Here is a 24,082-nt window from a genome sequence, read left to right as displayed (position 1 = left end):
AGATATTCCAGAAGTATTTTTTTTGCTGATAATAGTGGTTTTAATTATATTTTCATACCTGTGGCCCGTAATTGCTGCATCATCACGCTGGCCAGTTTATGAATATCTGCTTCTGGATTCTGTTGCGCAATCGCCAATTGTTTGATGATTTCACCTTGGCGGTGTTCCGCCACCTGACCATAACTCAGGAAGGTAGTCATCACGCCTTCATGCCCCAGATTCTGGCTCCACGCCTTGAAATCTTCTGGTGTTTTGCATACCGGGGCTGCCATCGAGGGATGACCGGAAGACAAACGAGAGAATGAGCTGTTGAAAAGAACGGGAGCTTATACTCCCGTGCGGTAAAAATTTAAGCTTGAACTACATGGAAATTTCTTTTCTACGATATGCCATAAATCCCAGTAATCCCAGTCCGGCCACCAGCATAAGGTAGATTTCGGGTTCGGGTACGGCTGTGATGTTAATTGCGACGCCACCTGCGTTATCCGTCAAATAGTAGTCCCGAATCATGAAATCGAGTGTCGTCGTAGTTGACAGGTGGAACGTACTCATAAAGTTTTTCACACTGAGTTGATCGGCAATTCCCGATTTTGTCGAGGATAATCCCCCTGCTTCCCCATAAAGAACGACTTTTTTATCTGAATCATCGGCAATGATAAAATTCCATGCCCAATTAGCTCCGCCCATGTCATTGAAGCGTGCGGCCGTGAAATCGGGGTTGGCACCCGGCAAGCCGGTAGCGTTTGTGACAGTGTAAGTGCCGGCACTAAGCGTCAGCTGGTTAAGAGGGCCACTTGTGCTAAAAGGAATGATTATTTGACCGACTACAGGCGCCGGGTCGGTAGGAAAAGCAAATCCATATTGAGTGGCGCCGATATTAACCACCGTTGCCGAACTTGCAGTCGCGTAAAACAAGAAAGCGCAAGTCAGAAATTTTGATATCACAATACGTAGCAGCATTTTGACCTCCTTCTGATTTTTTATCGATTAACCTACTCATCAATTCAAGTTTCTTGTTGCTCGGTAAGCTGTCACTGATTTTCTTTAAGTACACACCTCCTTTCTTCGTAATTCCATTTCCCGCCTCTGTCCAAACACTTATCTATTTCCCCAAAATTACAATCCGAGAGAAACAATATAACCAATAAAAATATCAGTAACTTTTTCATGCCATCCGGCCTGATAATTTCAGTACTGCGATGGTAGACCGTTAGGCCTATACGGAGGCAAATCTGGCGACAGTCACCACCTGGATCTGTATACCTCGCGCTTAACCATAACGATTCGCAATTTGATCCGCATAAGATTCGGCACTCTTAATACTTTGATCAAACCATTCTCGAGCATCACTTAAACACCTCACAGCATCTTCACCGCCTTTACCACGTTGTGTGGCTTCATAGTTAGCTTTACAGTGAAAATATTTATGCTGCTAATAGTGTCGGCATACCTCTCTGGGTTTCCACGCACATATCCAAAGCATTAATTCCATTAGCCGGATCAGGTGAAATATACCGCCCGGTCTCTGACTCATATTACCGGAAATAGTTATACTGAAGATTGGTTTCCTTATCAAAATACCGCCCTGGGAAGCGAGGATTGTATTCAAACGATTGACTGTTTCCGTCCGAGTCTTCGCTTGTGTCATCAGAATGACCCTGGGTCATACAAAAAACCTTCGCCATTTTGGCCCGGACTGCATGCGAAATGTCCCGCGGGACACTGCCATTTTCCAGCCGCTTGCTCATAATATTCCCATTCAGTATAGAAAAGGAGTACTCGCCATGCAATTCACACAAATCCGCAACGCAACCTTGCAAATTAATTATGCCGGCAAAAAATTCCTGATCGATCCGTGGCTGGCGGAAAAAAGTGCAGTACCGGGATTCGGCGGGACGATCAACGATCACATCCGCAATCCGACGGCCGGGCTGCCGATGCCGGTCGGCGAAATCGTCGATGTGGATGAGTCATTTTGACGCACGATCATCCGGATCACTGGGATGATACGGCGCGGCAGGCCATCTGTAAGGACATGCCGTTTTTCGTGCAGCACGAGAAAGACGCGCTGGCGGTTAGGTCGGCGGGATTCTGCGATGTTCGCGTGCTGGATGAACATACCGGTTTTGCAGGCATTACGCTGATCAAAACCCCGGGCCAACATGGCAGACCCAAAGTGCTGGAAGACATGAAAGCATTGCTTGGAGAAGTCAGTGGTGTCGTGTTCAAACACCCGGATAAAAAACATTCTATAGCGCCGGAGATACCGTGTGGTGCCAGGCGGTCGAGGATAATCTGAAAAAATATCATCCGGATATTGTCGTGCTGAATAGCTGCGATGCTCAGGTCGTCGGCAATGAATCGATCATCATGGGCAAGCAGGATATTTACGATGTTTACAAAGCCGCGCTTGACACGACGATCATCGCGAGCCACATGGAAGCGGTGAATCACGCCACGCTTTCCAGAAAGGAATTGCGCGAGTTTTTGAGCGCAAGAGCCATGACGCGACGAGTGCTGGTTCCTGAAGACGGTGAGTCTTATAGTTTTTGACTCAAGACTGAAGCAAGCAATGAATCTATGCTGCCAGATCGTTCAACTTAAACTATGGTCTGATTGTTTACGAGCATTACTATGAGATCATCATTGAACGTAAAAAGCCTTCTCTTTCATAGAGGTTCATCATGTCCGCTCCGTTAGTCGCCGTGGTTGCCTTCAACCACTTCAGCCCTTTCCACTTGTCGGTACCGTGCATTATTTTCGGCGATCTGCTGCACGAGCGGAAATTATTCGATCTCAGACTCTACGCCTACGAACCCGGCAAGCTGCGCTCCAGCGAAGGGTTGATGGTTGAATCGACGCTCGACGCGGACGAACTGGCGCACGCCGATATCATCATCGTGCCCTCGTGGCGCGATCCGGCCGAAAGACCTGAGCAGTCATTGCTGGATGCCTTGGCGACGGCTTACACGCGAGGCAGTCAGATCGTCGGATTGTGCCTGGGCACATATGTGCTGGCGCATGCCGGCTTGCTGAAAAACCGCAAAGCTTCGACGCACTGGGAATTTGAGCAGGATTTCATGCACCGTTTTCCCGATGTGAAACTGGACAGCAACGCATTGTATGTCGACGATGACCGTTTGATTACCTCTGCAGGCACCGCCGCCGGTATCGACTGTTGCTTATATCTGGTGCGGCAGCGTTACGGCAGTGTGATTGCCAACAAACTGGCCCGGCGTATGGTGATTCCGCCTTACCGCGACGGCGGTCAGGCGCAATTCATCGAACGGCCCGTCCCCATTTCAACGCAGGACAACCGGATCAATACGCTGCTGGATTACTTGCGAAATCACTTGGATCAGTTGCACAGCCTGGACGAATTGGCGCAGTACAGCAAGATGAGCCGCCGCACTTTTACGCGGCAGTTTTACAAGGCCACGGGAATGTCGGTGGGCGAATGGCTGACAGCGGAACGGTTACAGCGCAGCCAGGAACTGCTCGAATCCACTTCCCTGCCGATCGATGCCATTGCCGTACAGGTTGGTTTCCAGTCCGCCACGTCGCTGCGCCAGCACTTCAAGCAGCGCTTCGATGTCACGCCGGGCGAATGGCGAAGAACCTTCCAGGGTACACAGCCGCCACCAACCGAAACCCCGGCGGCTCATGATCCCTGTTCATCCAATATTTCCCCTTGCAGCCGTACTGGCAGCACTTAACGAACGCCTTGAAATAAGCGAAATCGATCCGCTCAAAGAACAGTTGATCACGATCGGCTTTGATCCCATCGTGATCTCAGTTCACCGCCATGAATACGACATTTTCGACATAGCGGCCTTTGCGCGCACACTGGTTTACTCGCCCGTGCTGTTTGAAATCAGAGATCGCGGCGGGGTAGACCCGGAAGAAATCATCACCGCATTGGCCGAAGCATTCAAAAAGGAATACGGCTCAAATCCGATGCGCTACCCGATGCAGGCCATCCTGTTCGAAACGGAAAAACCTTGAGGTTTGTACTCGGCTTGCCATGCCCTAAGGAAGCTCTGAAAAAGGTAGCGAGCGACGGTCAGGCAAGGCGAAATCAGGTGAAAAAGCGCAGTTTACAAGGGAGTAAATGAGCATTTTGAACTTGATTTCAACGCAGCATGGCCGAGCGCAGTAGTTTTTCAGAGCTTCCCTAATGCTGATGGTGGTGCCCTTGTTCCTTAGCTTGCACCGGCTGTGACGGCAATGACGCGGTTTGAATTTGATAGGCGTCATGACAGGCAATGCACTTGGCCATGGCATCGCTCAACTGCCGCAGCGTGAGCTTGGAGTCTTTCTTGGATTCGGCATCCGCGGCAATTAGATCGAAATCCTGATGCAAGGACATGCCAAGCTGCATGAATTCCCTGGGCAGCACACTTTTGAGATGATCCTCGGCTTTATGCGCCATGCCCAATCCCAAAGGACGGGCATACCTGGAGACCGACGCCATGTCATCCGCCGAAAGCGCCGCCAGAATGTCCCGTGTGCCCGACAACAATGCCCGCATTTCCTCCAGCACGTGACTACGTTGAGTTTCCGAGAGCGTAAGGGTTTGCCGATTGTCTTTATCGGCCGCGAGGGTTGCGGTTGACATTGAGACCAGCAAACAGGCAATGATCATTCGAGTTTTTCGCATTTGATGCTCCTTGATAACAATAGATTGGCCGTCCAAATTTACCAGTCTGGCGCGTTTTGCTGCAACAAGTCCGGTGAAATAACGAGGACCGGCATTTAACAATTCGACTGCCGGTAGCTCAATGTCCCGCCAAATTCATCCGCAAGCCCGCTTCCGATAATTGCTCTGCGGCATCAAGATTCCCCGGTCATACCGAACTCAATCGGCGTTTTGACATAGAACACCTTCACGCCTTCCTGCTTCAGATGCTCGAACATGCGGTCCGCCTGCTGTGCGCTGACAGCCATCGTTACTTCGACCGGCTGATCAGCCAGTTCAAAGAAATGCGCCGAATGCAGCCTACGGTCATGTCCGAAGCCTTCGGTGGCAACAGTCAGTGTTGCGCCGCCGATGTCCAGTTTCATGGCGGCTTGCACCAGCCATTCCCCGAGCGGCAGGTGATGGTGCTGGCGGTCTTGCTGGGTGAAGAAAGTCAGTTGATAGCCTTTCATGGCATTCTCCCTGAAATCAGATGGTTTTGAACGCGGAAACGGTCGCCAGGCCCAGCATCGTCATCACCAAAGAACCGATCACATGCGCACTGATCGCGCCAACAGCCCACAGCATGCGCCCTTCTTGAATCAGGGTCGTGACCTCGGCGGAGAACGTCGAAAACGTGGTCAGTCCGCCCAAAAAGCCGGTGATGACAAACAGGCGCCACTCGGGCGCAAAGCCGGGATGATGGGCGAAAACGGCAAGCGCGACGCCGATCAGGTAGCCGCCGATCAGATTCGCCGCCAACGTGCCGGGCGGAATGGCCGGAAACAGCGCGTTAAGCGACATACCCAGCCACCAGCGCAGCACGGCGCCGAGAGATGCTCCCAAACAAATGGCTAATAGCGAATTGAAAATAAATTTGTCCTCGCTCGATTGAATTTGTCATGTTCCATCATCGATGGATCACTTAGGGCCGGCAATCATATCTGTCACTAGTGATGCCAAGTCCAATGGATCAATCCACTTCGGCGGATTCTGCAATACATAACCCAAAACATTCACTCCCCCCGCCAATTCAATCGGATCGGGACTGATGTATTTTCCGGTTTCCGGCTCATAATAGCGGAAATAGTTATAGTGAAGATTGGTTTCCTTATCGAAATACTGCCCCGGGAAGCGGGGGTTGTATTCAAACGGTTGGCTGTTGCTATCCGGGTCTTCGTTGGGTAGATTGGCGCCGAAGGCATGGGTGTTTTCTCAGCGCCAAACAATGGTGTTGCTTTGATCCACGATCACTCTCGGGGTGTTGAGGTGGTCGGTGTGGATGAAGTACATCTGGATCGGGCTGGTGGCGGTGGGTTTCTTGATCACGGCCAGCGGAATATCACCCAGCCAGATGGTTTCCTGCCGCACCAGCCAGTCATCGGTTGGTGTGGTTGTAGCAGCGTTGTCTTTATATTCGCCGATCAATTGCCCGGCGGAATCGTAGAAGAAGAAAAAGTTCGGGCTTAGCGGGCCATTCTTGCTGATACGTTGATCTGGGCGTTATATTTGTGCATGTGCGTCTTGCACCTGCAGTATCTGGCCGTTCCTCGGATCATTGACTTGGATCAGGCGATCCAGTGTATCAAACTGATTTGCTCAGACTGGGCAGTACATTTCGCCTGATCCGATTATTTATCCCTAAGATAATCGTGAAATGTACAGTGATAGATACTTCTACAATTCTCCTAAAACGTTTATTACCATATTTGGATTATCTGAGTAACAGCAAATCATATGATTAATATAATCATCGACAGTCTTGATCTCCAAATCACCATTTTCTAATTTTTTAATAATCTGAGCGTTCGCAACATCGCGAATATCATCATGAATAATATCAAATTCATTTCTCTTGAAAATAGAAACAAAGCTTGCTTTTAAATCTTGAAACCGCATTTCACCATGTAATGAATCAATAGAAATCTTAAAAATATTAGCAAGCCGTTGAAGTGCTTTTCGACGAATAGCATCATTAATTTTCACTATAACCTCCTCACTTATTTGCAATTTTTTCCATGAGATTCATTGAAACTTGTTGCATCATATGCAGCTTTGAAAATAACTGCCCAATTATAAAAACCATCAACAAGCAAGGCTCCAGTCGCTAAGGTACCTGCAGCTATTACACTGGATTTTCTACCAAAATCTCGCAAAACTCTACCTGTAGCACCATTTGTTAATCTGTTCAACCTACCATTCCATCGGCTCAACTGGTTAGTTGTAGGATTCATCTGATTTCTAGGTACACCCAAACCTCTTAACTCTGAAGGAGTCTTGGCATTGTGCCAAATGTAAGGGTCGAGCCTAATGTCGCTAAATTTACTGCCGTACCAGAACGATTATCTCGGATATCACTAGCGAATTGGTCAAAATCAAAACTCAATAATCCATAAGGATCAATATAAAATAGGGGATTATCGTTTGCATACCCATAGAGATTCACTCCCCCTGCCAATCCGATGGGATCGGGTGAGACATACCGTCCCGTCTCCGGTTCATAATAGCGGAAATAGTTATAGTGAAGATTGGTTTCCTTATCGAAATACTGCCCCGGGAAGCGGGGGTTGTATTCGAAGGCTTGCCCGTTGCTGTCCGGGTCCTCGTCAGGGAAGTTAGCACCGAACGCATGGGTGTTGTCTCAGCGCCAAACAATGGTGTTACCTTGATCCACGATCACTCTCGTAGTGTTGAGGTGGTCGGTGTGGATGAAGTACACCTGGATCGGGCCGGTTGCGGTGGGTTTCTTGATCACGGCCACCGGAATATCTTCCAGCCAGACGGTTTCCTGCCGCACCAGCCAATCATCGGTGGGTGTGGTTGTAGCAGCGTTGTCTTTATATTCGCCGATCAATTGCCCGGCGGGATCGTAGAAGAAGAAAAAGTTCGGGCTCAGCGGACCATTCTTGCTGATACGCTGATCCAGCGCGTTGTATCTGTACACATGCGTTTTGCCGTTCTTGACCGTCGATAATAGTTTGCCGGCAGCATTCCAGGTAAACGTGGTGGCGCCATCGCTCAGCGGATTGCCGGAGGCATCGTAGTTGTATGTTTTCATCACCGGCCCGGCCACGGTTTGCAGGCGGTTGCTGGTGCTCGCGATTGTGTACGGATAGCCGGTGGCGCCAAATTGCGCCTGGGCGCGGTTGCTGTTGGCGTCATAGCCCCACAATTTGAATCCGCTGTTGTCCGACTGACTGGTGAGGCGATCCAGCGCGTCATAGTCATAGCTGCGGTTGTACGCCGGATTATTGGTATCCGCCGTGTTGATGATACGGCTGGCCGCATCGTAGGTCAGCGTGCGGGTATCGCTGCCGACGGGGTGGGTTTTGAGCTGACCGTCCTGGTCAAAGCTGCGGATATGTGTCTGACCGTTACCCCAGGTCCAGCTTTTCGGTGCGCCAAATGGCTGGTAAACAATATTACCCAGCAGCAGGTTACCATTGACGCAGATTTCGCTCGGGCGGCCATCGGCGCCATATGAAGTGCTGATTTGCATGCCCGAAGGATAAGTCGTCTGACTGACACGACCAGCGCTGTCGTATTGGTAGCTCAACGCTTGCGTGTAGTTGATGGCATTACCGTTGCCGCTAACGATCTTGGCGGTTTGTGTTTTGGTGAGCAAGCGGCCGCATGGATCGTAGCTGAAGCCGGTGCTACCGGATTCATCCGTCATGCCGATCAGCCGCCCGATGCCATTGGGTCCGGTATCGTAACTCCAAGAAATGGCGGCTGTGGCGGCCACACCGGCAGGCGGTGTGGAGTGCGTACGTTGCGTGGGCCGGTTTAACGCATCCCAGCTGTAGGTGTGCATGATGCCGCGCGCGTCCAGCATGGTCTTTAAGTTTCCGCCCGAGTCGTAGGTATACGCAGTTGTGCCTCGATCAACCGAGACTTCCTGAATCACATCGCCGAAACCATTGTAGGTGTAGGTCGTAGCGATATCGCGTGGATCGGATACGCGGGTGATTTGATCCAACGCATCGCGTTCTTGCCGGGTGTGGCCATTGGCAGGATCGATGGTCTGCGTCAGGCGGTTAAGCGCATCGAATTGATGAGCCACGGTGTGCAGCAAGGGATCGCTGGTTTGTTTCAAGTTGCCTTGCGCGTCATATCGATACTGCGTGATCTGGCTTTGCGCACCGGTGTCTTTCCATAACCGGCTCAAGGCGTCAAATTCGCATTGCCGGGTTTGGGTCAGGTTATTGAGTGGATCGAACAGCTCTTCCTTGGTGCGGTTACCCATAGCGTCCAGCGTATAGTGCACGCGATTACCCAGGTTATCGGCCATATCGGTCAAACGATGCGCGGCATCGTAGGTGTAACTTAAGAAGCTGTTATCCGGCAGGATGATTTTCTTGAGCTGGCCGGCGTTATCGTACTGGTGGCCGGTAATTTCCGTGCCAACGGTTCGTGACAGCAGCCGTTGCCGGGCGTCGTACGTCAAGACGGTGGTCAAACCATTTGGATCGATGATTTCTTCCGGCTGGCCATGCGCATTGTAGCGTGTGATTTGCGTGACATGTCCCAAGGCATTGGTGATGTTTGAAACTTGTGCGCGGCAACCTTTATGGCCGCCAGCACAGGTGGCATCAGGGGCAAAATAATTCGTGGTGGTTACATCGCTGACATCGGTACGCGGCCCGTCCTCGGTTTTTTGCAGGATCACACCGGGAATGCTGGCGTGATACAAATATCCGGTCGTCCAGGTGCGTGTGTCATTCGTTACGGTGTCCTTAATTTGATGCTGCGTAACGTTGCCGTAACTGTCATAACCAAAACCGGTTTCTTTTCCGGCTTCAGTAATTTTGATTGGCAGACGGAAATTCGCATGCCATTCGGTGAGAATCTTGCGCTCGCTGCTGTTGGCAGCAGGTGTATAACTAAACAGATCTCCCGGGCAGCTACTGCCGCTACTCAGCCCTTCAACCCGGGCAATCTCCAGGTTCCGGGCCAGATCATACGCATAACAGGTCTTATTGCCATTGAAATCGGCCCGGCTGGCGGCATTGCCGTTGGCGCCATAAGTAATCGCAGAAGACGCGGCACTACAACCCGAACCCGCCGGTTGCGATTGGCCGGTGCTCTTGGCCACACCCAGAATCGTTTGGAAATGGTGCGTGTATTGACTATTCAGCGGATCGGTGACCATCGTGTTGCTGCCGTCCACGCTATACCCCAGCACATACCGCTCCACCCCGCCCGCATGCTCGGTCACAACCGCACGGCCTTGTGCGTCGTAGGTATAAGTGGCAAAGCGAATACCGTTCTCGTCGGTGATACCGGTCAGCGCATTCGGCAGACTGGCTCCACTGGTGTATGCAGCTTCGTTGTAATGGTAGGTGCGGGCTTTGCCATCGAGATAGATGACTGATGTCAGGTTGCCATTGGCATCATAAGCATACTGATAAATTCCATTTGCCGGATCAGTCATTGTACTGATGCGGCTGGAGCCATCGTAGGTGAAGCTGAGTGCACGCCCGGTGTCATCGGTGACTGTGTACTCAGGCGGCCATTGGCATCGTAGCTGAGCGTCTGCGTGCGGCCATCGCGGCTTGAAATCGATAGCAACTTGCCGGAAGAATTGTAGGTTTCTATGGTGTCGTCGGCAGTGATCAGTTACCAGCCGCTTCCACCAACAATTTGAGCCAGCACATCGCCACCGGCCTGCTGATTGATCCAAACTGAGTTTGTCAATCGGAAATATGCCGTCCTGCCGTCAGGACGCGTAGCTGTTATGATTTTGGGATTGACATATAGGCTGCGTTGAAAAGAATGATTCCAGGATGAGCCTGCAGAAGAGCCGCCAGATAAACCCTTAGCGTTGTAGTATCGGGAAAAACTCAAACCTCCAGAAGATACAATGTCGACTTCTTCGGCGTATTTGTTGCCCGTAGCGGTATTCACGGGATTTCCGATACATGAGCCTGATTGAGGTTGACCTGCGTTGATACCTTTATCTGGAATGGTATCGGGGATAGTGCAGATCGTTTCACTAGTTATAGTGCTAACAGGGTCTCCTACATTACATACAGGATATTGCCATACTGCAAGCACATCATAAGTCTGCGACGGAGAAATCTGTTGCACCTTTGCATAACACCGATATGCTGATGCCGACCCAGAAGTAATTGAATGACCGTTTTGATCAGTGGGAATTGTAAACATGCTAAGAATGTTTGCGGTACTTGGACCCGGCACAGGATAGAATGGAGTACCTCTTAAGAGAGTGACTTGGTGCTCACAACCATTTTGTGCTGTTGACGTGTAGTAATTAGGTGCAGAAGGTTCTAGTGGGACTTTTATGATCGGTCCTCGCTCAAACCCATATACACTGGCATTTCCGATAGAAAAGAGGAAAAAAAGACCCATCAATAGTTGTTTCGATTTATTGCAAACAAAACTTCCCGTCATAACTATCCCCTAGACAACTGTTGATTGGCTATTGCTTCAGCGGGTGAAGCAGTGAATACATCCGCCCACAAAACGGTAAAAGAATGCAATTATCGCTATGTGACAAGTGCTTGAAGCACCCCAGAATGAAATGTGAGATTCTTAAAAGCAAGAAATCTTATAACTATCTTTCTAAATCAATGCGCTAAATAGCAGTCTATTTATCCGCTATTCCTCAGTTTTTCTCCATAGATTGATTCTTTGATGAACGAGACAGCTCGATCACCTATCCTTGATAAGAAGGATAGATATTTCAATCTAACTTCATGTAAGAAAAAACTTCTAAAAAATACTCTTTTTAATAAAAAATACAGTGCAGCCTGTACATTAATTTGGCAAAATTGGCCTATTTGCAGATAACCTTTCATTTACCGGGGAAATAAAATGAAATATAAGAGTCTTCAGGAGTTCAGCGCGTATGTCGCCGAACGCAATCCGAATCAGCCGGAGTATATGCAGGCAGTTACGGAAGTCATTGAAAGTTTGTGGCCGTTCATATTGGAACATCCGCGCTACGCCGAGCACGGCTTGCTGGACCGGCTGGTCGAACCGGAGCGGGTGATTATATTTCGTGTGTCCTGGGTGGACGATCACGGCGAAGTCCGGGTCAACCGCGGTTACCGCATCCAGCATAGTTCTTCCATCGGTCCTTACAAAGGCGGTGTCCGGTTTCATCCGTCAGTGAATCTGTCGATTCTTAAATTCCTGGCGTTTGAGCAGACTTTCAAGAATGCGCTGACCACATTGCCGATGGGCGGCGGCAAAGGCGGTTCCGATTTCGATCCGAAAGGCAAAAGCCCCGGTGAAATCATGCGTTTCTGCCAAGCCTTCATCAGTGAATTGTTCCGTCATATCGGCTCGGATACCGACGTGCCCGCGGGCGATATCGGCGTGGGCGGGCGTGAAGTCGGCTTCATGGCGGGTATGATGAAGAAATTATCCAATCGCGCGGATTGTGTGTTTACCGGTAAAGGATTGAGTTTCGGCGGGTCGCTGATCCGCCCGGAAGCAACCGGTTACGGCACGGTGTATTTTGCCCAGGAAATACTGCAACACGCGGGGCGCTCGCTCGATGGCATGCGCGTTTCCGTTTCCGGCTCCGGCAATGTGGCGCAGTTCGCCGTGGAAAAAGCCATGTCGCAGGGCGCTAAAGTGGTGACCGTATCCGATTCCAGCGGCACGATCGTCGACGAAGCGGGCTTCACTGCCGAGAAACTGGCGATTCTGGCGGAGGTGAAAAACCACCTGTACGCGCGCCTCGATGAATACGCCAAACGGGTCAATGTCACCTATCTGCCGGGTGCAAAACCCTGGCATGTACCGGTACAGGTCGCGTTGCCGTGCGCCACGCAAAACGAATTGAACGGCGAAGATGCAAAGATACTGGTCAAGAATGGCGTGATTTGCGTCGCCGAAGGCGCCAACATGCCGTCGACCGCGGAAGCCGTCGAATGCTTCCTGCACAACAAAGTGCTCTATGCGCCAGGCAAAGCCAGTAACGCCGGCGGCGTCGCGACATCCGGTCTGGAAATGAGTCAGAACGCCATGCGCATGTCCTGGACGCGCGAAGAAGTCGATGCGCGCCTGAAGGAAATCATGCAAGCCATCCACAAATCCTGTCTGAAATACGGCACCAAAGCCGACGGCAGCGTGAACTATGTCGACGGTGCGAATATCGCCGGTTTTGTCAAAGTGGCTGAGGCGATGCTCGGTCAAGGTGTGATCTAAAACCAGTTCGTCATAGTTAGAATCAGAAGTGGATTTCGGGCTCTTACAGCGCTGCTGTGAGAGCCCGAATTCATTGTAGAATATCAACCAGCGTTTTTTCCATCTTGTCAGTGAGTCCGCACGGTTAATAGCCATGAAAAATTTTCTTTTTGTATTGATACTATTAGCTTACGCTGGAATATCAGCGGCAAGTCAGGACAGCGATTTCCTCGGCGCCCGGGATGCCTTCCAATCGGGCAACGTCAAACTTCTCGACGATTACGCGAAACGGCTGCAGCGCCATGTGCTGTGGCCTTATGTCGAGTATTACCAGTTGCGCATGGCATTGCGCACCGCCGATAGCGCGCAAATCCGCTCCTTCCTGGCACGTTACGACAGCGATCTGGTCGCGGACCGGTTGCGCGGCGACTGGCTCAAAATGCTCGGCAAGAATCAGCAATGGCCGCTTTTCGATGCCGAGTATTCTTTAGTGGTCCATAAAGATACCGAGTTATTGTGCTATCACTACCAACGCCGTCTGAACGCCAACGATAATGCCGTGCTGACCGGCACGCGTGCATTATGGTTTACACCGTCCAGCTTGCCGGATAGCTGCACCCCGGTTTTTCAAGCGCTCATTTACAGCAAAAAGATCACTTTGGAAGATATCTGGAGCCGGATCCGCTCAGCTTTGGAAGAAGGTCAAACCGGTGTGGCTACTCACGTGAATCGCTATTTACCCAGTCACGAAGCGTTAAACAGCACCGAGTTGAATAATGCCGCGAAAAATCCGCTGCGCTACCTGGATACTTTGAAGCAAAAAATCCACACGCGCAGTGATCGTGAAATTGTCTTGTTTGCATTGCTACGCCTGCTGCGCAACGATACTGATCAGACCTATAAGCAATGGCTGAAAATCAAGAACCAGCTCACCGCATCCGATCGCTCATATTTTCTGGCACGATTGGGACATCGCGCCGCCATGCGGCATGATCCGCGCGCCCTGGATTGGTTCAGAGAAGCGCAAAATACCGCACATCCCTACCCGGCATCGGATACCGTGCTGGCGTGGCAGGTGCGTGCCGCCTTGCGAGTCGCCGATTGGAGTGAAGTGCTGAAAACCATCGACCGGCTGTCACCGGCCGAGCAGCACACGGATACCTGGCGTTACTGGAAAGCGCGCGCGTTGAAGGCAAAAGGCAAAACGCTGAACGCCAATCAGATTTTTATTCCGCTCAGCGACGAGCACAGTTTTTACGGTCAACTGGCCAGAGAAGAACTGGGCGCCACGCTCAGCATCGCGGAAAAAACCTACCGCGTCAGCAACGGCGAAGTATCCGCAATGGAACGCAAAACCGGAATTCAGCGCGCTTTGGCATTTTCGCGCATGAATTTACGCACCGAAGCGTACCGGGAATGGAGCTGGACGACGCGGAATTTCAGTGATGCAGAGCTGCTGGCCGCGGCGGAAGTCGCCCGCCGCCAGGGCTTATACGACCGTGCCATCAATACCGCTAATCGCACCCTTTCGCAGCATGATTTCAATTTGCGCTTTTTGTCGCCGCACCGTGAAACACTCAAAAAAGTTCTGCAGCAGCATGAGCTCGACGAAGCCTGGGTGTTCGGTTTGATCCGCCAGGAAAGCCGTTTTATTGCGGACATCAAGTCGCATGCCGGAGCGGCCGGTTTGATGCAGTTGATGCCCGCGACTGCGGAATGGGTTGCCAAACGGTTGGGCATAGCGAATTTCCGTCAGCATCTCGTGGTCGACGTGAATACCAATTTGCAATTGGGTACGTATTATCTCAAACATGTGCTCAGCACATTGGATAATCAGCCGCTGCTGGCCTCCGCCGCCTACAATGCCGGGCCGGGCCGGGCCAAGCGCTGGCGTGACAATGCGGTGCCGCTGGAAGGCGCGATTTATGCGGAAACCATCCCGTTCAACGAGACGCGCGATTACGTCAAAAAGGTCTTGAAGAATTCGGTGTACTACGCCAAGGTTCTCGATCATGGACACGATGCGCCGACGCTCAAGGAGCGCCTGGGCGTTGTGCGCGCAGCCAAGTAACTTTTTATTTGCCAAAACAAATCATGAAAACTTATCTTGTGGGCGGCTCCGTACGTGATGAGCTACTTGGATTGCCGGTCAAGGATCATGACTATGTCGTGGTGGGCGCTTCACCCGAGGATATGGTGCAACTTGGCTATCGTCCGGTCGGCAAGGATTTTCCGGTTTTTTTGCATCCGCAAACACACGAGCAGTATGCACTGGCGCGCACGGAACGAAAAATTTCGCGCGGCTACAAAGGGTTTGAAGTGTTCACTTCGCCGCAAGTCACTTTGCAAGAAGATCTGGCGCGGCGCGACCTGACCATCAATTCGATCGCCAAAGATGAAGATGGCAATATCATCGATCCTTTTAACGGTGTGGCCGACCTGGAAGCGGGCATTCTGCGTCACATCAGCCCCGCCTTTTCCGAAGACCCCGTGCGCATTCTCAGAGCGGCGCGTTTTGCGGCGCGTTTCAATTTTCACGCCGCTCCAGAAACGCTCGCCTTGATGAGCGATATGGTGCATAACGGCGAAGTGGATGCGCTGGTGCCGGAACGCGTGTGGCAGGAACTGTCGCGCGGGTTGATGGAAAAAAATCCGGCACGGATGTTCTACATGTTGCGCGAATGCGGCGCGCTGGCGCGCATCGTGCCCGAGGTCGATGTGCTGTTCGGCGTTCCGCAACCGGCGCATGCACATCCGGAAATCGATACCGGCGTGCATATCATGCTGGCGATCGATTATGCCGCCGCGCAAAACTATTCACTGCCGGTGCGTTTTGCCACCCTGACGCATGATCTGGGTAAAGGCACGACACCGCCCGAGGAATGGCCGCGCCATATCGGTCATGAAGCGCGCAGCATCGAACTGACGCAGAATTTATGCGAACGCATCCGCGCGCCCAAGGATGTGCGTGACCTTGCCTTGCTGGTCGCCCGTTATCACGGCGACGTACACCGGGCGGAAGCGTTGAGACCATCCACCATGGCGGATATGTTGCAGGCGGTCGATGCTTACCGCAAACCCGGCCGCTTCGACGAATTCCTGCAGGCTTGCGCGTGCGATTTTCATGGCCGCCCCGGCTATGCAACGAAACCTTATGTGCCAGCGGAACGGTTTCAGCACGCCTATGGCGCAGCCAAAAGCGTCGACGCCGGTGCAATTGCAGCCGGATTACGTCAGCGCATCACCGATTCCTCCGAATTACCCGTGGCTATCAACGCCAGTGTGCGCGAAGCGCGCATTGCCAGAATAAAAACCGCCTTCAGCTTAAATTCGGCAGCTCATTAAATCTTACCGGACGAAAGACGGTAGTGATGATACCGATGGGATTCTTCTCACCACCCCCATTACCGCATCGCCTCCCATAGCAAGGCACTCAACAGATAATCATTCGTTTAGTTCGAAAAGAATGCTTCATCATGAAGATCATGTTTTTCACTTTCGCTTATCGTGTATTATGTCAATGACTTTAATCGATCGATTGCCAAATTTCGGGACAAGAAAGGGAGGAGAACATGACATTTCACATATTCCATATTAACGAAGTATATTCCAATGCTGCAGGAACCGTTCAGTTCATTGAGTTTAAAGGAGATGCCGATGATCAGGATGAATGGGCCGGGCATACCATCACTTCGACAAACGGTGTCACCACGAATACCTACACCATTCCTACGAACCTCCCCAGCGAGGCGACTCTCAACAAGACGGTGCTGGTTGCGAGCCAGGGATTCGCGGATTTGGGCATCGTAACACCCGATTACATTGTGCCAAACGGTTTTTTGTTCACTGGCAGCGGCACGGTGAATTTTCCCGGAATGATTGGCGGCAAGATCACTTACGCCAGCTTACCGACTGACGGAATCAAGTCGCTGAATCCCGATAGTTCCACTGATATCAATTCTCCGACAAATTTTGCCGGCAAGACCGCTACAGTACCCAGTAACATTTTCTCCGGTACTGATGGCCCTGACAATTTGACCGGCACCTCCGGCGATGACTACATTCTGGCTTCCGGCGGAAATGATACCCTGGATGGGTTGGGCGGAAACGATACCCTGGGCGGAGGTTTGGGTATCGATACCGCAATCTATCACAGCAACCGCGCAAATTATACGGTTAGCGGCACTAGCTCCGGGCTCAGTGTTACGGGAGCGGAGGGTAACGATAGCTTAACCGGTATCGAACGCTTTCAATTCGCCGACAAAAAAATCGCCATCGACCTCGGCACCGGACAATCGGCCGGCAACACCGTCAAACTCATCGGTGCCGCGTTCGACGCGCCGACCATTCAGGCACATCCGGATTATGTCGGCGTTGGTCTCAATTTGTTCGATTCTGGTCAAAGTATGCTGCAAGTCGCGCAACTCGTCGTCGGCGTATTGGGCAATCCCAGCAACGACGCTTTTGTCGATCTCGTGTACCAGAATGTAGTGGGCAGCGCGCCTTCCCCGGCGGATCACAATTTTTATGTGGGATTGCTGACAGGTAGCGGCGGCTCAATGACGCAAGCGCAATTGCTCGAAATCGCGGCCAACTCGGATATCAATGCAACGAACATCAATCTGGTCGGACTGCAGCAAACCGGTGTAGAGTTTATTTAATCTCTTTGCGTTGTCTACAGTATTCGGAAGAATACTGTAGATGAACAACCATAAAAACACTCACTTGACCTTATTGGATCACCATCACCAGGAGATCTGGCGGTTATATCACGCCCGGCTGCAGAAGGTAGTTTGGCGGAACGCTTCCACGTCAGCCGGTCAACGTTTATGCCATACTGAAACGCACCGGATTGCAGAAATTTACCCTGCGTAACAGCAGTATCAATCATCGCTCAAGATGTTGCAGTACGGCCTGAAACACTTGGCTAAGGTTGCACAAATCACCCAGGAACATCTCAAGCCCGCAACCAAACGCTATCCAAGTCTTACCCCGGTGAGCTTGTTCACTTCGATACCGAATGGCATCCCTTCCTGAAAGAGCGCTCAGCACTTAGATTAATCCGCCAACTCATTCTCCACCAGCTTAACCCAATACGCCGCACCCAGCGGCAGAATCTCGTCGTTAAAATCGTAGTTCGGGTTGTGCAACAGACAACTGCCATCCGAGCTGCCGTTGCCGATCCAGATATAACATCCCGGTTTTTGTTGCAGCATGAAGGCGAAATCTTCGGCGCCCATGCTCGGGGTCGGTGCGGTATTGACGCATTGTTCACCGGCGACTGCGGTAGCGGCGCGGATGGCGCCGGTAGTTTCAGCGGGGCTGTTGAGCGTGACCGGGTAGCCGGGATTATCGGGGTTGAATTGGATGTCGGCGCGAATTCCGAAGCTCTGAGCGGTGCTTTCAGCCAGATGGCGGATGCCGTGTTCCAGTTGTTCGCGCACGGAATTTTTGAAACTGCGGAAGGTGCCGCGTACCACGGCCGAATCCGGCAACGCGTTCCAGGTATTGCCGCCATGCACTTGCGTGACGCTGACCACGGCTGCATCGGCGGGATCGATGCGGCGGCTGACGATGGTTTGCAGTTGCGTGATCAGGTGTGCCGCAGCAACCAGCACATCGTTGCCGAGATGCGGCATGGCCGCGTGGGTGGCTTGACCTTTTAAGGTGATTGCAAAGCAATCAAACGACGCCATCATCGGGCCGGATTTGACGGCAAAATGCCCCACCGGGATATCCGGAAAATTATGCATGCCGAACACCCGCTGCGCCGGAAACTGCTCGAACAAGCCTTCGTTGATCATTTGATGCGCACCGGCACGGCATTCTTCCGCCGGTTGAAAAATGAAATACACGGTACCGTCGAAACGGCCGTACTTGGCGAGATAACTTGCGGCACCGAGCAGCATGGCGCAATGTCCGTCGTGGCCGCAGGCGTGCATTTTGCCGTCGTGGCACGAAGCGTGATCGAAACGGTTTTGTTCCTGGATATAGAGCGCATCCATATCGGCGCGCAACGCAATGCTGTTGTTGCCGCCGCCGCGGCGTAAAACGCCGACGATGCCGGTTTTTGCCAAGCCCTGATGAACTTCGATTCCGGCTTGTTGCAGTTGCCCGGCTATTAGCCGGGCTGTTGCGGTTTCTTCGAATGCCGTTTCCGGATGTTGATGAATGTGTTTGCGCCAGCGCTGCATGTCGGCATGCAGCACCCGGATTTCTGCAGGAATGATCATAGTCAGTCAGTAATTGGTATTAAATAATCCCGGTATACCACATTAAATCTGAACCGGCGACTAAAACACAGCGGCGTCATGCATTGACTGCAGCACGCGCCGCAGCCAATGCACCTTTCACGTGGCTTGAGCCTCAGCGCCAGCTCAATACCACATAGCGCGATACGTCGTCATCCCGCACTAATAGCAGTACCTTATTATTGGCGCTGCTTTTCACCGCGCGTTCAAACTCCGCGGCGGTATTGACCGCCTTGCGATTCACTTCCAGGATCACGCTGCCGCGACCGATGCCCGCCATGGTAGCTACCGATCCGGGCGCTACTTCGGTAACGATAACACCTTTTCCGGCTTTGATACCCAATTGCTTTGCCAGATCGGCGGTGATCGTTTGCACTTTCAAACCCAATTTTTCACTGGCTTGCGATGACTCTTCCATCGCCAGTTTATTGTCGGTCAGTTTGTCGATTTTCACGGTAATGCTGCGCTGCTTGCCGTCGCGGACGATGTCGAATTCCACTTTACTGCCCGGCTGCTCCATTGCGACTTGGTTGCGGAAATCACCGGTTTCACTCACCGGTCGCCCCTGAAAGCTGACAATGACATCCCCGGCCTTGAGCCCCGCTTTGTCGGCCGGCGAGTTTTTGGTCACCTGGGCAATCAGGATGCCTTTTTCATTTTTCAAATCGAAGGATTTGGCCAAATCGGCGGTCAACGGCTGAATCATGATGCCGAGATAGCCGCGCACCACTTCGCCCTTTTCGATCAATTGATTGGCAATGCGTTGCACCAGATTGATCGGAATGGCAAAACCGATGCCCATATAACCGCCGCTGCGGCTGAAAATGGCGGTATTCATGCCGATCACTTCGCCGTCCAGATTCACCAGCGGTCCACCGGAATTGCCGGGATTGATCGCGGCGTCGGTTTGAATGAAGTCTTCGTAATCGTTAATACCAAGCGATGTTCTGCCTTTTGCGCTGACTACACCGACCGTCAGGGTATGGCTCAGGCCGAAGGGATTGCCGATGGCGACCACCCATTCGCCGACTTCCAATTGGGAATAATCGCCGATTTGCACTACGGGCAGCCCGCTTGCTTCGATTTCGATCACGGCGATATCCGATTTGGGATCGGTTCCTTTGATTTTTGCTTCAAACTCACGGCCATCGAGAAACTTGACGCTGATTTTGTCATTCCCTTCGACCACATGATTATTGGTCAGGATGTAGGTTTTATTACCGTGCTTATTATCCGCAGCGAAAACAAATCCTGAGCCCTGCCCGACTACGGAACGTTGTTTTCCCTGTTGCTTGCCTTTCCCTTCGGGCGCGTTGTAACGTGGCATATCCGGGAAACGATCGCCAAAAAAACGTTTAAACAGATCATCCCCGAACGGCCATTGCTGTCCATCACCAAACGGTACGCCGAACGGCGACATTTGCGCTGCTTCAGATTCCCGTTCAACCTGAATCAACACCACTGAAGGTGAAACTTTGCGCGCCACTTCAGCAAATGCCTTGCTGGTCTGCCGCAAACTTTCCACGCCGTTTCCCTGTTGCGCGAATAAATCAACCGGCATTAACAGCGCCAGTATCAACAGCATAAAAATACGATATCCACACATGATCGCTCCTCTAATTGACAAAAAACAATCGAATCGTAGTATTTGATAGATTGAAAGACCTATAGTTTAGGGTGCCTAGCACAAATTACAAGTAACCCTCATGCCATGATCAAATCTGCTAGTATTTTTTATTTCAGGATGAACACACATGATGATTGTCATTTCTCCGGCAAAAACACTGGATTTCGAAACGCCTCCGATCACCCGGGAACACACACAACCCGATTTTCTCGACGATTCGGCACAATTGATCGATGTGCTCAGAAAGCTGGAGCCGGATCAGATCGGCACGTTGATGTCGATCAGCCCGAAACTGGCAATCTTGAACTCGAATCGCTATTTTTCCTGGAAACGGCCGCTCACCCCGGACAATGCCAAACAAGCTATCTTCGCATTCAAAGGTGACGTTTACACCGGTTTGGATGCGGAAACCATGACCGCAGCGGAACTGGCTTTCGCACAAAAACATTTGCGCATGCTGTCAGGCTTGTACGGCGTGTTGCGCCCATTGGATCTGATGCAGCCGTACCGGCTGGAGATGGGTACGCAACTCAAGAATCCACGCGGCAATAACCTGTACGAATTCTGGGGAGATAAAATCACCCAGGCGCTCAATCAAGCTATGGCAAAACAAGAAGACGATATTCTGATCAACCTTGCCTCCAATGAATATTTCCAATCCATCCAACTCGACAAACTTAACGCACGAGTTATCACCCCGGTTTTCAAGGATCAGAAAAATGACGTTTACAAAATTATCAGCTTCTTCGCCAAGAAGGCGCGCGGCATGATGAGCCGTTACATCATCCGGAACAAACTTACAGAACCCGATACCATTAAAAACTTTGACGTGGCGGGCTATCAGTTCAGCACAGCGGATAGCTCAAAGGATGAATGGATTTTCACCCGCGCGGAATCCAGATCCGCATAACCTGCAGCAGTGACTTTTTAACTTTCTGGCAGACTCAATCGATGCGCGCGAATAAACCCGTAGAATTGGCGAAAAACTATGTCACGTTATCCAACCATCACGACCTCGCGTTAATCAGACCCTTGTTCGCTGATGATGCTACTTATTACTCCGCCTATTTTGGTGAATATAAAGGAAGTGCCGCTATTCACGTCATGATGATCAGCTTTTTCGATCATTTTCCCGATGCACATTGGGATGTGTCAACGTATCGCGGCATTGAAAATGATGGCGCAGAGTTTGAATTTTTAATGACCGGCACGGATGCCACTTCCGGAGAGCGGGTGAGAAGAAGCGGCGTAGAACGCATATACTTTACCCTGGAAGGATTGATCAAGCATATTGCCGTTTACAAACCCGGCAATATGCCGCAGTCGGACTAACATACTAATGACCGGAAGCATTGTTTAAATTTGCAGATAACGCTATCCTGATAAGTCATATCAATTTTTAGACTAGATAAGACCATAATGACACAAGATGAGCAAAAACGTGCAGTCGCAGCCGCTGCAATCGAGCATATCCCGGTTGGATGTATCGTTGGAGTTGGAACAGGTTCCACTGCCAACTACTTTATTGACGAATTAGCCAAAATCAAAAATAAAATCGAAGGTGCGGTCGCCAGTTCGGATGCAACAGCGCAACGCCTAAAAGGTCACGGTATCGAAGTACTCGATCTGAATAACGTCATTGACCTTCCTGTGTACGTCGACGGCGCGGATGAAATCACCGAACATTTACATATGATCAAAGGCGGTGGCGGCGCATTGACCCGGGAAAAAATCGTCGCAGCAGTAGCACGGAAATTCATCTGTATTACCGATCAGAGCAAACTGGTCAATATTCTTGGTAACTTCCCGCTGCCTGTTGAGGTCATACCAATGGCGCGTAGTTATGTCGCGCGTGAAATCGTGCAACTGGGCGGACATCCGGCATTACGTCAAGGGTTCGTTACTGACAATGGAAACATTATTCTGGATGTGCATGGCTTACAAATCATGAATCCGGTCGAATTAGAAGGAACACTCAATCAAATTACTGGCGTTGTCACCAATGGCCTTTTTGCCCGACGCCCGGCGAATACGCTATTATTGGGAACAGATAACGGTGTCCGGACAATTACTATCTGATTAACAAATCAATCTTCGGCATAAGTATAAACTTACAAACTTCGAAATCCTCAAGAGGCAATTCATGGCAAACAAAGAACATATTTCCAAGCAGTTCGATGCTGATCTTGAAGAAGTGCGCACACGCGTTTTGCAAATGGGTGGCTTTGTCGAAGAGCAGATCGAATGCGCAATTGAAGCGCTAACTACTGGTAATGAAGAACTGATTGATCAGGTTATTACCCGTGACCATCGCGTCAATGCGATGGAGGTTTCGATTGATGAGATCTGCAATCAGATTATTGCGCGCAGACAGCCGACTGCGAGTGATTTGCGGATGATTATGATGGTGATTAAAACAATTACCGACCTGGAACGCATTGGTGACGAAGCGGCAAAAATAGCACGCATGGCAAAGTTGATCTACGCATCAGATCGTATGCACATTCCACGTTTTAATGAAGTCAAGCATGTTGCCAGTATCGCTATGGATATGCTGCATAAAGCACTTGATTCCTTTGCCCGGCTGGATCTGAATGCTGCCGCGCAAATTGTGCGGCAGGATGAATTCGTTGATGAAGAATTCCGTTCGATCTTGCGTCAATTAATCACTTTCATGATGGAAGATCCAAGAAAAATCTCCACTTGTCTGGAAATTGTATTTATCGCCAAAGCCATTGAACGCATTGGAGATCATGCCAAAAACATGTCCGAATACGTTGTGTACATGGTAAAAGGCAAGGATGTGCGCCACGTAACAGCCGACCAGATTGAGCAGGAAATCAAGGAATAAGCAAAGAGATTTTCTAGGGATGCAAAAGCGCCCTACAGGATTGGAATCAGCGATTCCAGCAATCCGCAATACTTCCACCCGCACCCTGAGCTCCCGTATTGCTCAAAGTCAGTGTGCCACATACATCACCGGCCATCGAACCAACCGGAACGGCTTGTAGTATAAATGTATTATCTGCCACGGCTTGAAGCGATATATTATATTGTGCTGTACCGCTTCTCGGCGACTGCGTAACAGGTAGTGTCACCGCGATATCATCTCCCCCTGTATTTGCTATGCCATTAGCACCGACCGTCGCGTCATATTGATTATTTTGGCTGTAAAAACGCTCCATAAATTGCGCGTTTTCATAAAGCAATGACTTTGCAACAGCCCGGTTAGATTGCCTCACATAGTTCTGATAAGACGGAAACGCGACTGAGGTAAGAATACCCAGAATAGCAACCGTAATCATAAGCTCAACCAAAGTAAAGCCAGCGGCCTTAAATGAAAAGAAAGTTGAATTCATAACCCTT

22 protein-coding genes and 6 pseudogenes are annotated in these 24,082 nt (G+C 50.9%); 11 read left to right on the top strand and 17 right to left on the bottom strand.

All coding sequences use genetic code 11. From position 1 onward, the window contains the following. Positions 1-44 precede the first annotated feature (44 nt). From HRU78_00885 to HRU78_00875, 3 genes and pseudogenes are all read right to left on the bottom strand, one after another. A complete protein-coding gene (locus tag HRU78_00885) occupies positions 45-293 on the bottom strand; it encodes a hypothetical protein (protein QOJ22372.1) in 249 nt (82 codons plus the stop codon). Positions 294-360: 67 nt separating this feature from the next. Beyond that, positions 361-462: pseudogene (locus tag HRU78_00880) on the bottom strand (PEP-CTERM sorting domain-containing protein). An 808-nt stretch (positions 463-1,270) separates the two neighbouring features. Beyond that, positions 1,271-1,426: pseudogene (locus HRU78_00875) on the bottom strand (serum amyloid a protein). A 358-nt stretch (positions 1,427-1,784) separates the two neighbouring features. On the opposite strand from HRU78_00875, the pseudogene HRU78_00870 reads away from it, so the two are divergent. The 3 genes and pseudogenes from HRU78_00870 (at position 1,785) to HRU78_00860 (ending at position 4,005) form a co-directional block, all read left to right on the top strand. After that, a pseudogene (locus HRU78_00870) lies at positions 1,785-2,553 on the top strand (MBL fold metallo-hydrolase). A gap of 131 nt (positions 2,554-2,684) precedes the next feature. Next, positions 2,685-3,716, top strand: a complete 1,032-nt coding sequence (locus tag HRU78_00865) for a helix-turn-helix domain-containing protein (protein ID QOJ22371.1) — start codon at positions 2,685-2,687, stop codon at positions 3,714-3,716. Between the two features lie 22 nt (positions 3,717-3,738). After that, positions 3,739-4,005 (top strand): annotated as a pseudogene (locus HRU78_00860) (ubiquinone biosynthesis protein UbiE). A 169-nt stretch (positions 4,006-4,174) separates the two neighbouring features. Here HRU78_00860 and HRU78_00855 read toward each other — a convergent pair. From HRU78_00855 to HRU78_00805, 11 genes and pseudogenes are all read right to left on the bottom strand, one after another. Further along, positions 4,175-4,660, bottom strand: a complete 486-nt coding sequence (locus tag HRU78_00855; protein QOJ22370.1) for a hypothetical protein — start codon at positions 4,658-4,660, stop codon at positions 4,175-4,177. A 173-nt stretch (positions 4,661-4,833) separates the two neighbouring features. Further along, positions 4,834-5,151, bottom strand: a complete 318-nt coding sequence (locus tag HRU78_00850; protein ID QOJ22369.1) for a DUF190 domain-containing protein — start codon at positions 5,149-5,151, stop codon at positions 4,834-4,836. Positions 5,152-5,167: 16 nt separating this feature from the next. Further along, positions 5,168-5,551 (bottom strand): fluoride efflux transporter CrcB, encoded by a 384-nt coding sequence (gene crcB, locus HRU78_00845; protein QOJ24853.1) that lies wholly within the window; start codon positions 5,549-5,551, stop codon positions 5,168-5,170. Positions 5,552-5,599: 48 nt separating this feature from the next. Then, a pseudogene (locus HRU78_00840) lies at positions 5,600-5,815 on the bottom strand (RHS repeat-associated core domain-containing protein). A gap of 78 nt (positions 5,816-5,893) precedes the next feature. Beyond that, a complete protein-coding gene (locus tag HRU78_00835; GenBank protein QOJ22368.1) occupies positions 5,894-6,106 on the bottom strand; it encodes a hypothetical protein in 213 nt (70 codons plus the stop codon). A gap of 249 nt (positions 6,107-6,355) precedes the next feature. After that, positions 6,356-6,664, bottom strand: a complete 309-nt coding sequence (locus HRU78_00830; GenBank protein ID QOJ22367.1) for a hypothetical protein — start codon at positions 6,662-6,664, stop codon at positions 6,356-6,358. A 14-nt stretch (positions 6,665-6,678) separates the two neighbouring features. Next, the gene (locus tag HRU78_00825; GenBank protein ID QOJ22366.1) at positions 6,679-6,870 is read right to left on the bottom strand and encodes a hypothetical protein; all 192 of its coding nucleotides are present in this window, start codon (positions 6,868-6,870) and stop codon (positions 6,679-6,681) included. A 68-nt stretch (positions 6,871-6,938) separates the two neighbouring features. Then, positions 6,939-7,247, bottom strand: a pseudogene (locus tag HRU78_00820) (RHS repeat-associated core domain-containing protein). 72 nt (positions 7,248-7,319) lie between these two features. Then, positions 7,320-10,112, bottom strand: a complete 2,793-nt coding sequence (locus tag HRU78_00815; GenBank protein ID QOJ22365.1) for an RHS repeat protein — start codon at positions 10,110-10,112, stop codon at positions 7,320-7,322. Continuing rightward, positions 10,109-10,249 (bottom strand): RHS repeat protein, encoded by a 141-nt coding sequence (locus HRU78_00810; protein QOJ22364.1) that lies wholly within the window; start codon positions 10,247-10,249, stop codon positions 10,109-10,111. The genes HRU78_00815 and HRU78_00810 overlap by 4 nt, the downstream gene beginning before the upstream one ends. A gap of 48 nt (positions 10,250-10,297) precedes the next feature. Further along, positions 10,298-11,092 carry a hypothetical protein gene (locus HRU78_00805; GenBank protein ID QOJ22363.1) on the bottom strand — a complete coding sequence of 265 codons (795 nt, stop codon included), beginning with the start codon at positions 11,090-11,092 and terminating at the stop codon, positions 10,298-10,300. Positions 11,093-11,515: 423 nt separating this feature from the next. Between HRU78_00805 and gdhA the strand changes: the two genes are divergently transcribed. From gdhA to HRU78_00785, 4 genes are all read left to right on the top strand, one after another. After that, entirely contained in the window at positions 11,516-12,859 is a 1,344-nt protein-coding gene (gdhA, locus tag HRU78_00800) for an NADP-specific glutamate dehydrogenase (GenBank protein ID QOJ22362.1), read from the top strand. Positions 12,860-12,992: 133 nt separating this feature from the next. Then, a complete protein-coding gene (locus tag HRU78_00795; protein ID QOJ22361.1) occupies positions 12,993-14,909 on the top strand; it encodes a lytic transglycosylase domain-containing protein in 1,917 nt (638 codons plus the stop codon). 23 nt (positions 14,910-14,932) lie between these two features. Further along, entirely contained in the window at positions 14,933-16,183 is a 1,251-nt protein-coding gene (locus HRU78_00790; protein QOJ22360.1) for a multifunctional CCA addition/repair protein, read from the top strand. Positions 16,184-16,410: 227 nt separating this feature from the next. Then, positions 16,411-17,499 (top strand): calcium-binding protein, encoded by a 1,089-nt coding sequence (locus tag HRU78_00785; protein QOJ22359.1) that lies wholly within the window; start codon positions 16,411-16,413, stop codon positions 17,497-17,499. Between the two features lie 396 nt (positions 17,500-17,895). Here HRU78_00785 and HRU78_00780 read toward each other — a convergent pair whose 3' ends face one another. Together HRU78_00780 and HRU78_00775 are read right to left on the bottom strand one after the other, a co-directional pair. Further along, entirely contained in the window at positions 17,896-19,071 is a 1,176-nt protein-coding gene (locus tag HRU78_00780) for an amidohydrolase (GenBank protein QOJ22358.1), read from the bottom strand. Positions 19,072-19,204: 133 nt separating this feature from the next. Then, positions 19,205-20,695 carry a DegQ family serine endoprotease gene (locus tag HRU78_00775; GenBank protein QOJ22357.1) on the bottom strand — a complete coding sequence of 497 codons (1,491 nt, stop codon included), beginning with the start codon at positions 20,693-20,695 and terminating at the stop codon, positions 19,205-19,207. Positions 20,696-20,843: 148 nt separating this feature from the next. On the opposite strand from HRU78_00775, the gene yaaA reads away from it, so the two are divergent. The 4 genes from yaaA (at position 20,844) to phoU (ending at position 23,567) form a co-directional block, all read left to right on the top strand. Beyond that, positions 20,844-21,626 carry a peroxide stress protein YaaA gene (gene yaaA, locus HRU78_00770; protein ID QOJ22356.1) on the top strand — a complete coding sequence of 261 codons (783 nt, stop codon included), beginning with the start codon at positions 20,844-20,846 and terminating at the stop codon, positions 21,624-21,626. Between the two features lie 41 nt (positions 21,627-21,667). Next, positions 21,668-22,048 carry a nuclear transport factor 2 family protein gene (locus HRU78_00765; protein ID QOJ22355.1) on the top strand — a complete coding sequence of 127 codons (381 nt, stop codon included), beginning with the start codon at positions 21,668-21,670 and terminating at the stop codon, positions 22,046-22,048. A gap of 87 nt (positions 22,049-22,135) precedes the next feature. Then, positions 22,136-22,795, top strand: a complete 660-nt coding sequence (rpiA, locus tag HRU78_00760; protein QOJ22354.1) for a ribose-5-phosphate isomerase RpiA — start codon at positions 22,136-22,138, stop codon at positions 22,793-22,795. A gap of 64 nt (positions 22,796-22,859) precedes the next feature. Next, entirely contained in the window at positions 22,860-23,567 is a 708-nt protein-coding gene (gene phoU / locus HRU78_00755; GenBank protein ID QOJ22353.1) for a phosphate signaling complex protein PhoU, read from the top strand. Between the two features lie 46 nt (positions 23,568-23,613). On the opposite strand, the gene HRU78_00750 is transcribed toward phoU, so the two are convergent. After that, a complete protein-coding gene (locus HRU78_00750) occupies positions 23,614-24,075 on the bottom strand; it encodes a type IV pilin protein (GenBank protein ID QOJ22352.1) in 462 nt (153 codons plus the stop codon). Positions 24,076-24,082 lie beyond the last annotated feature (7 nt).

Source organism: Gammaproteobacteria bacterium (assembly GCA_015709635.1).
In the GTDB taxonomy this organism is placed as follows: Bacteria; Pseudomonadota; Gammaproteobacteria; order Burkholderiales; family Nitrosomonadaceae; genus Nitrosomonas.
The sequence above is the reverse complement of the archived record's forward strand: the minus strand, read 5'-3'. Positions and strand labels throughout refer to the sequence as shown.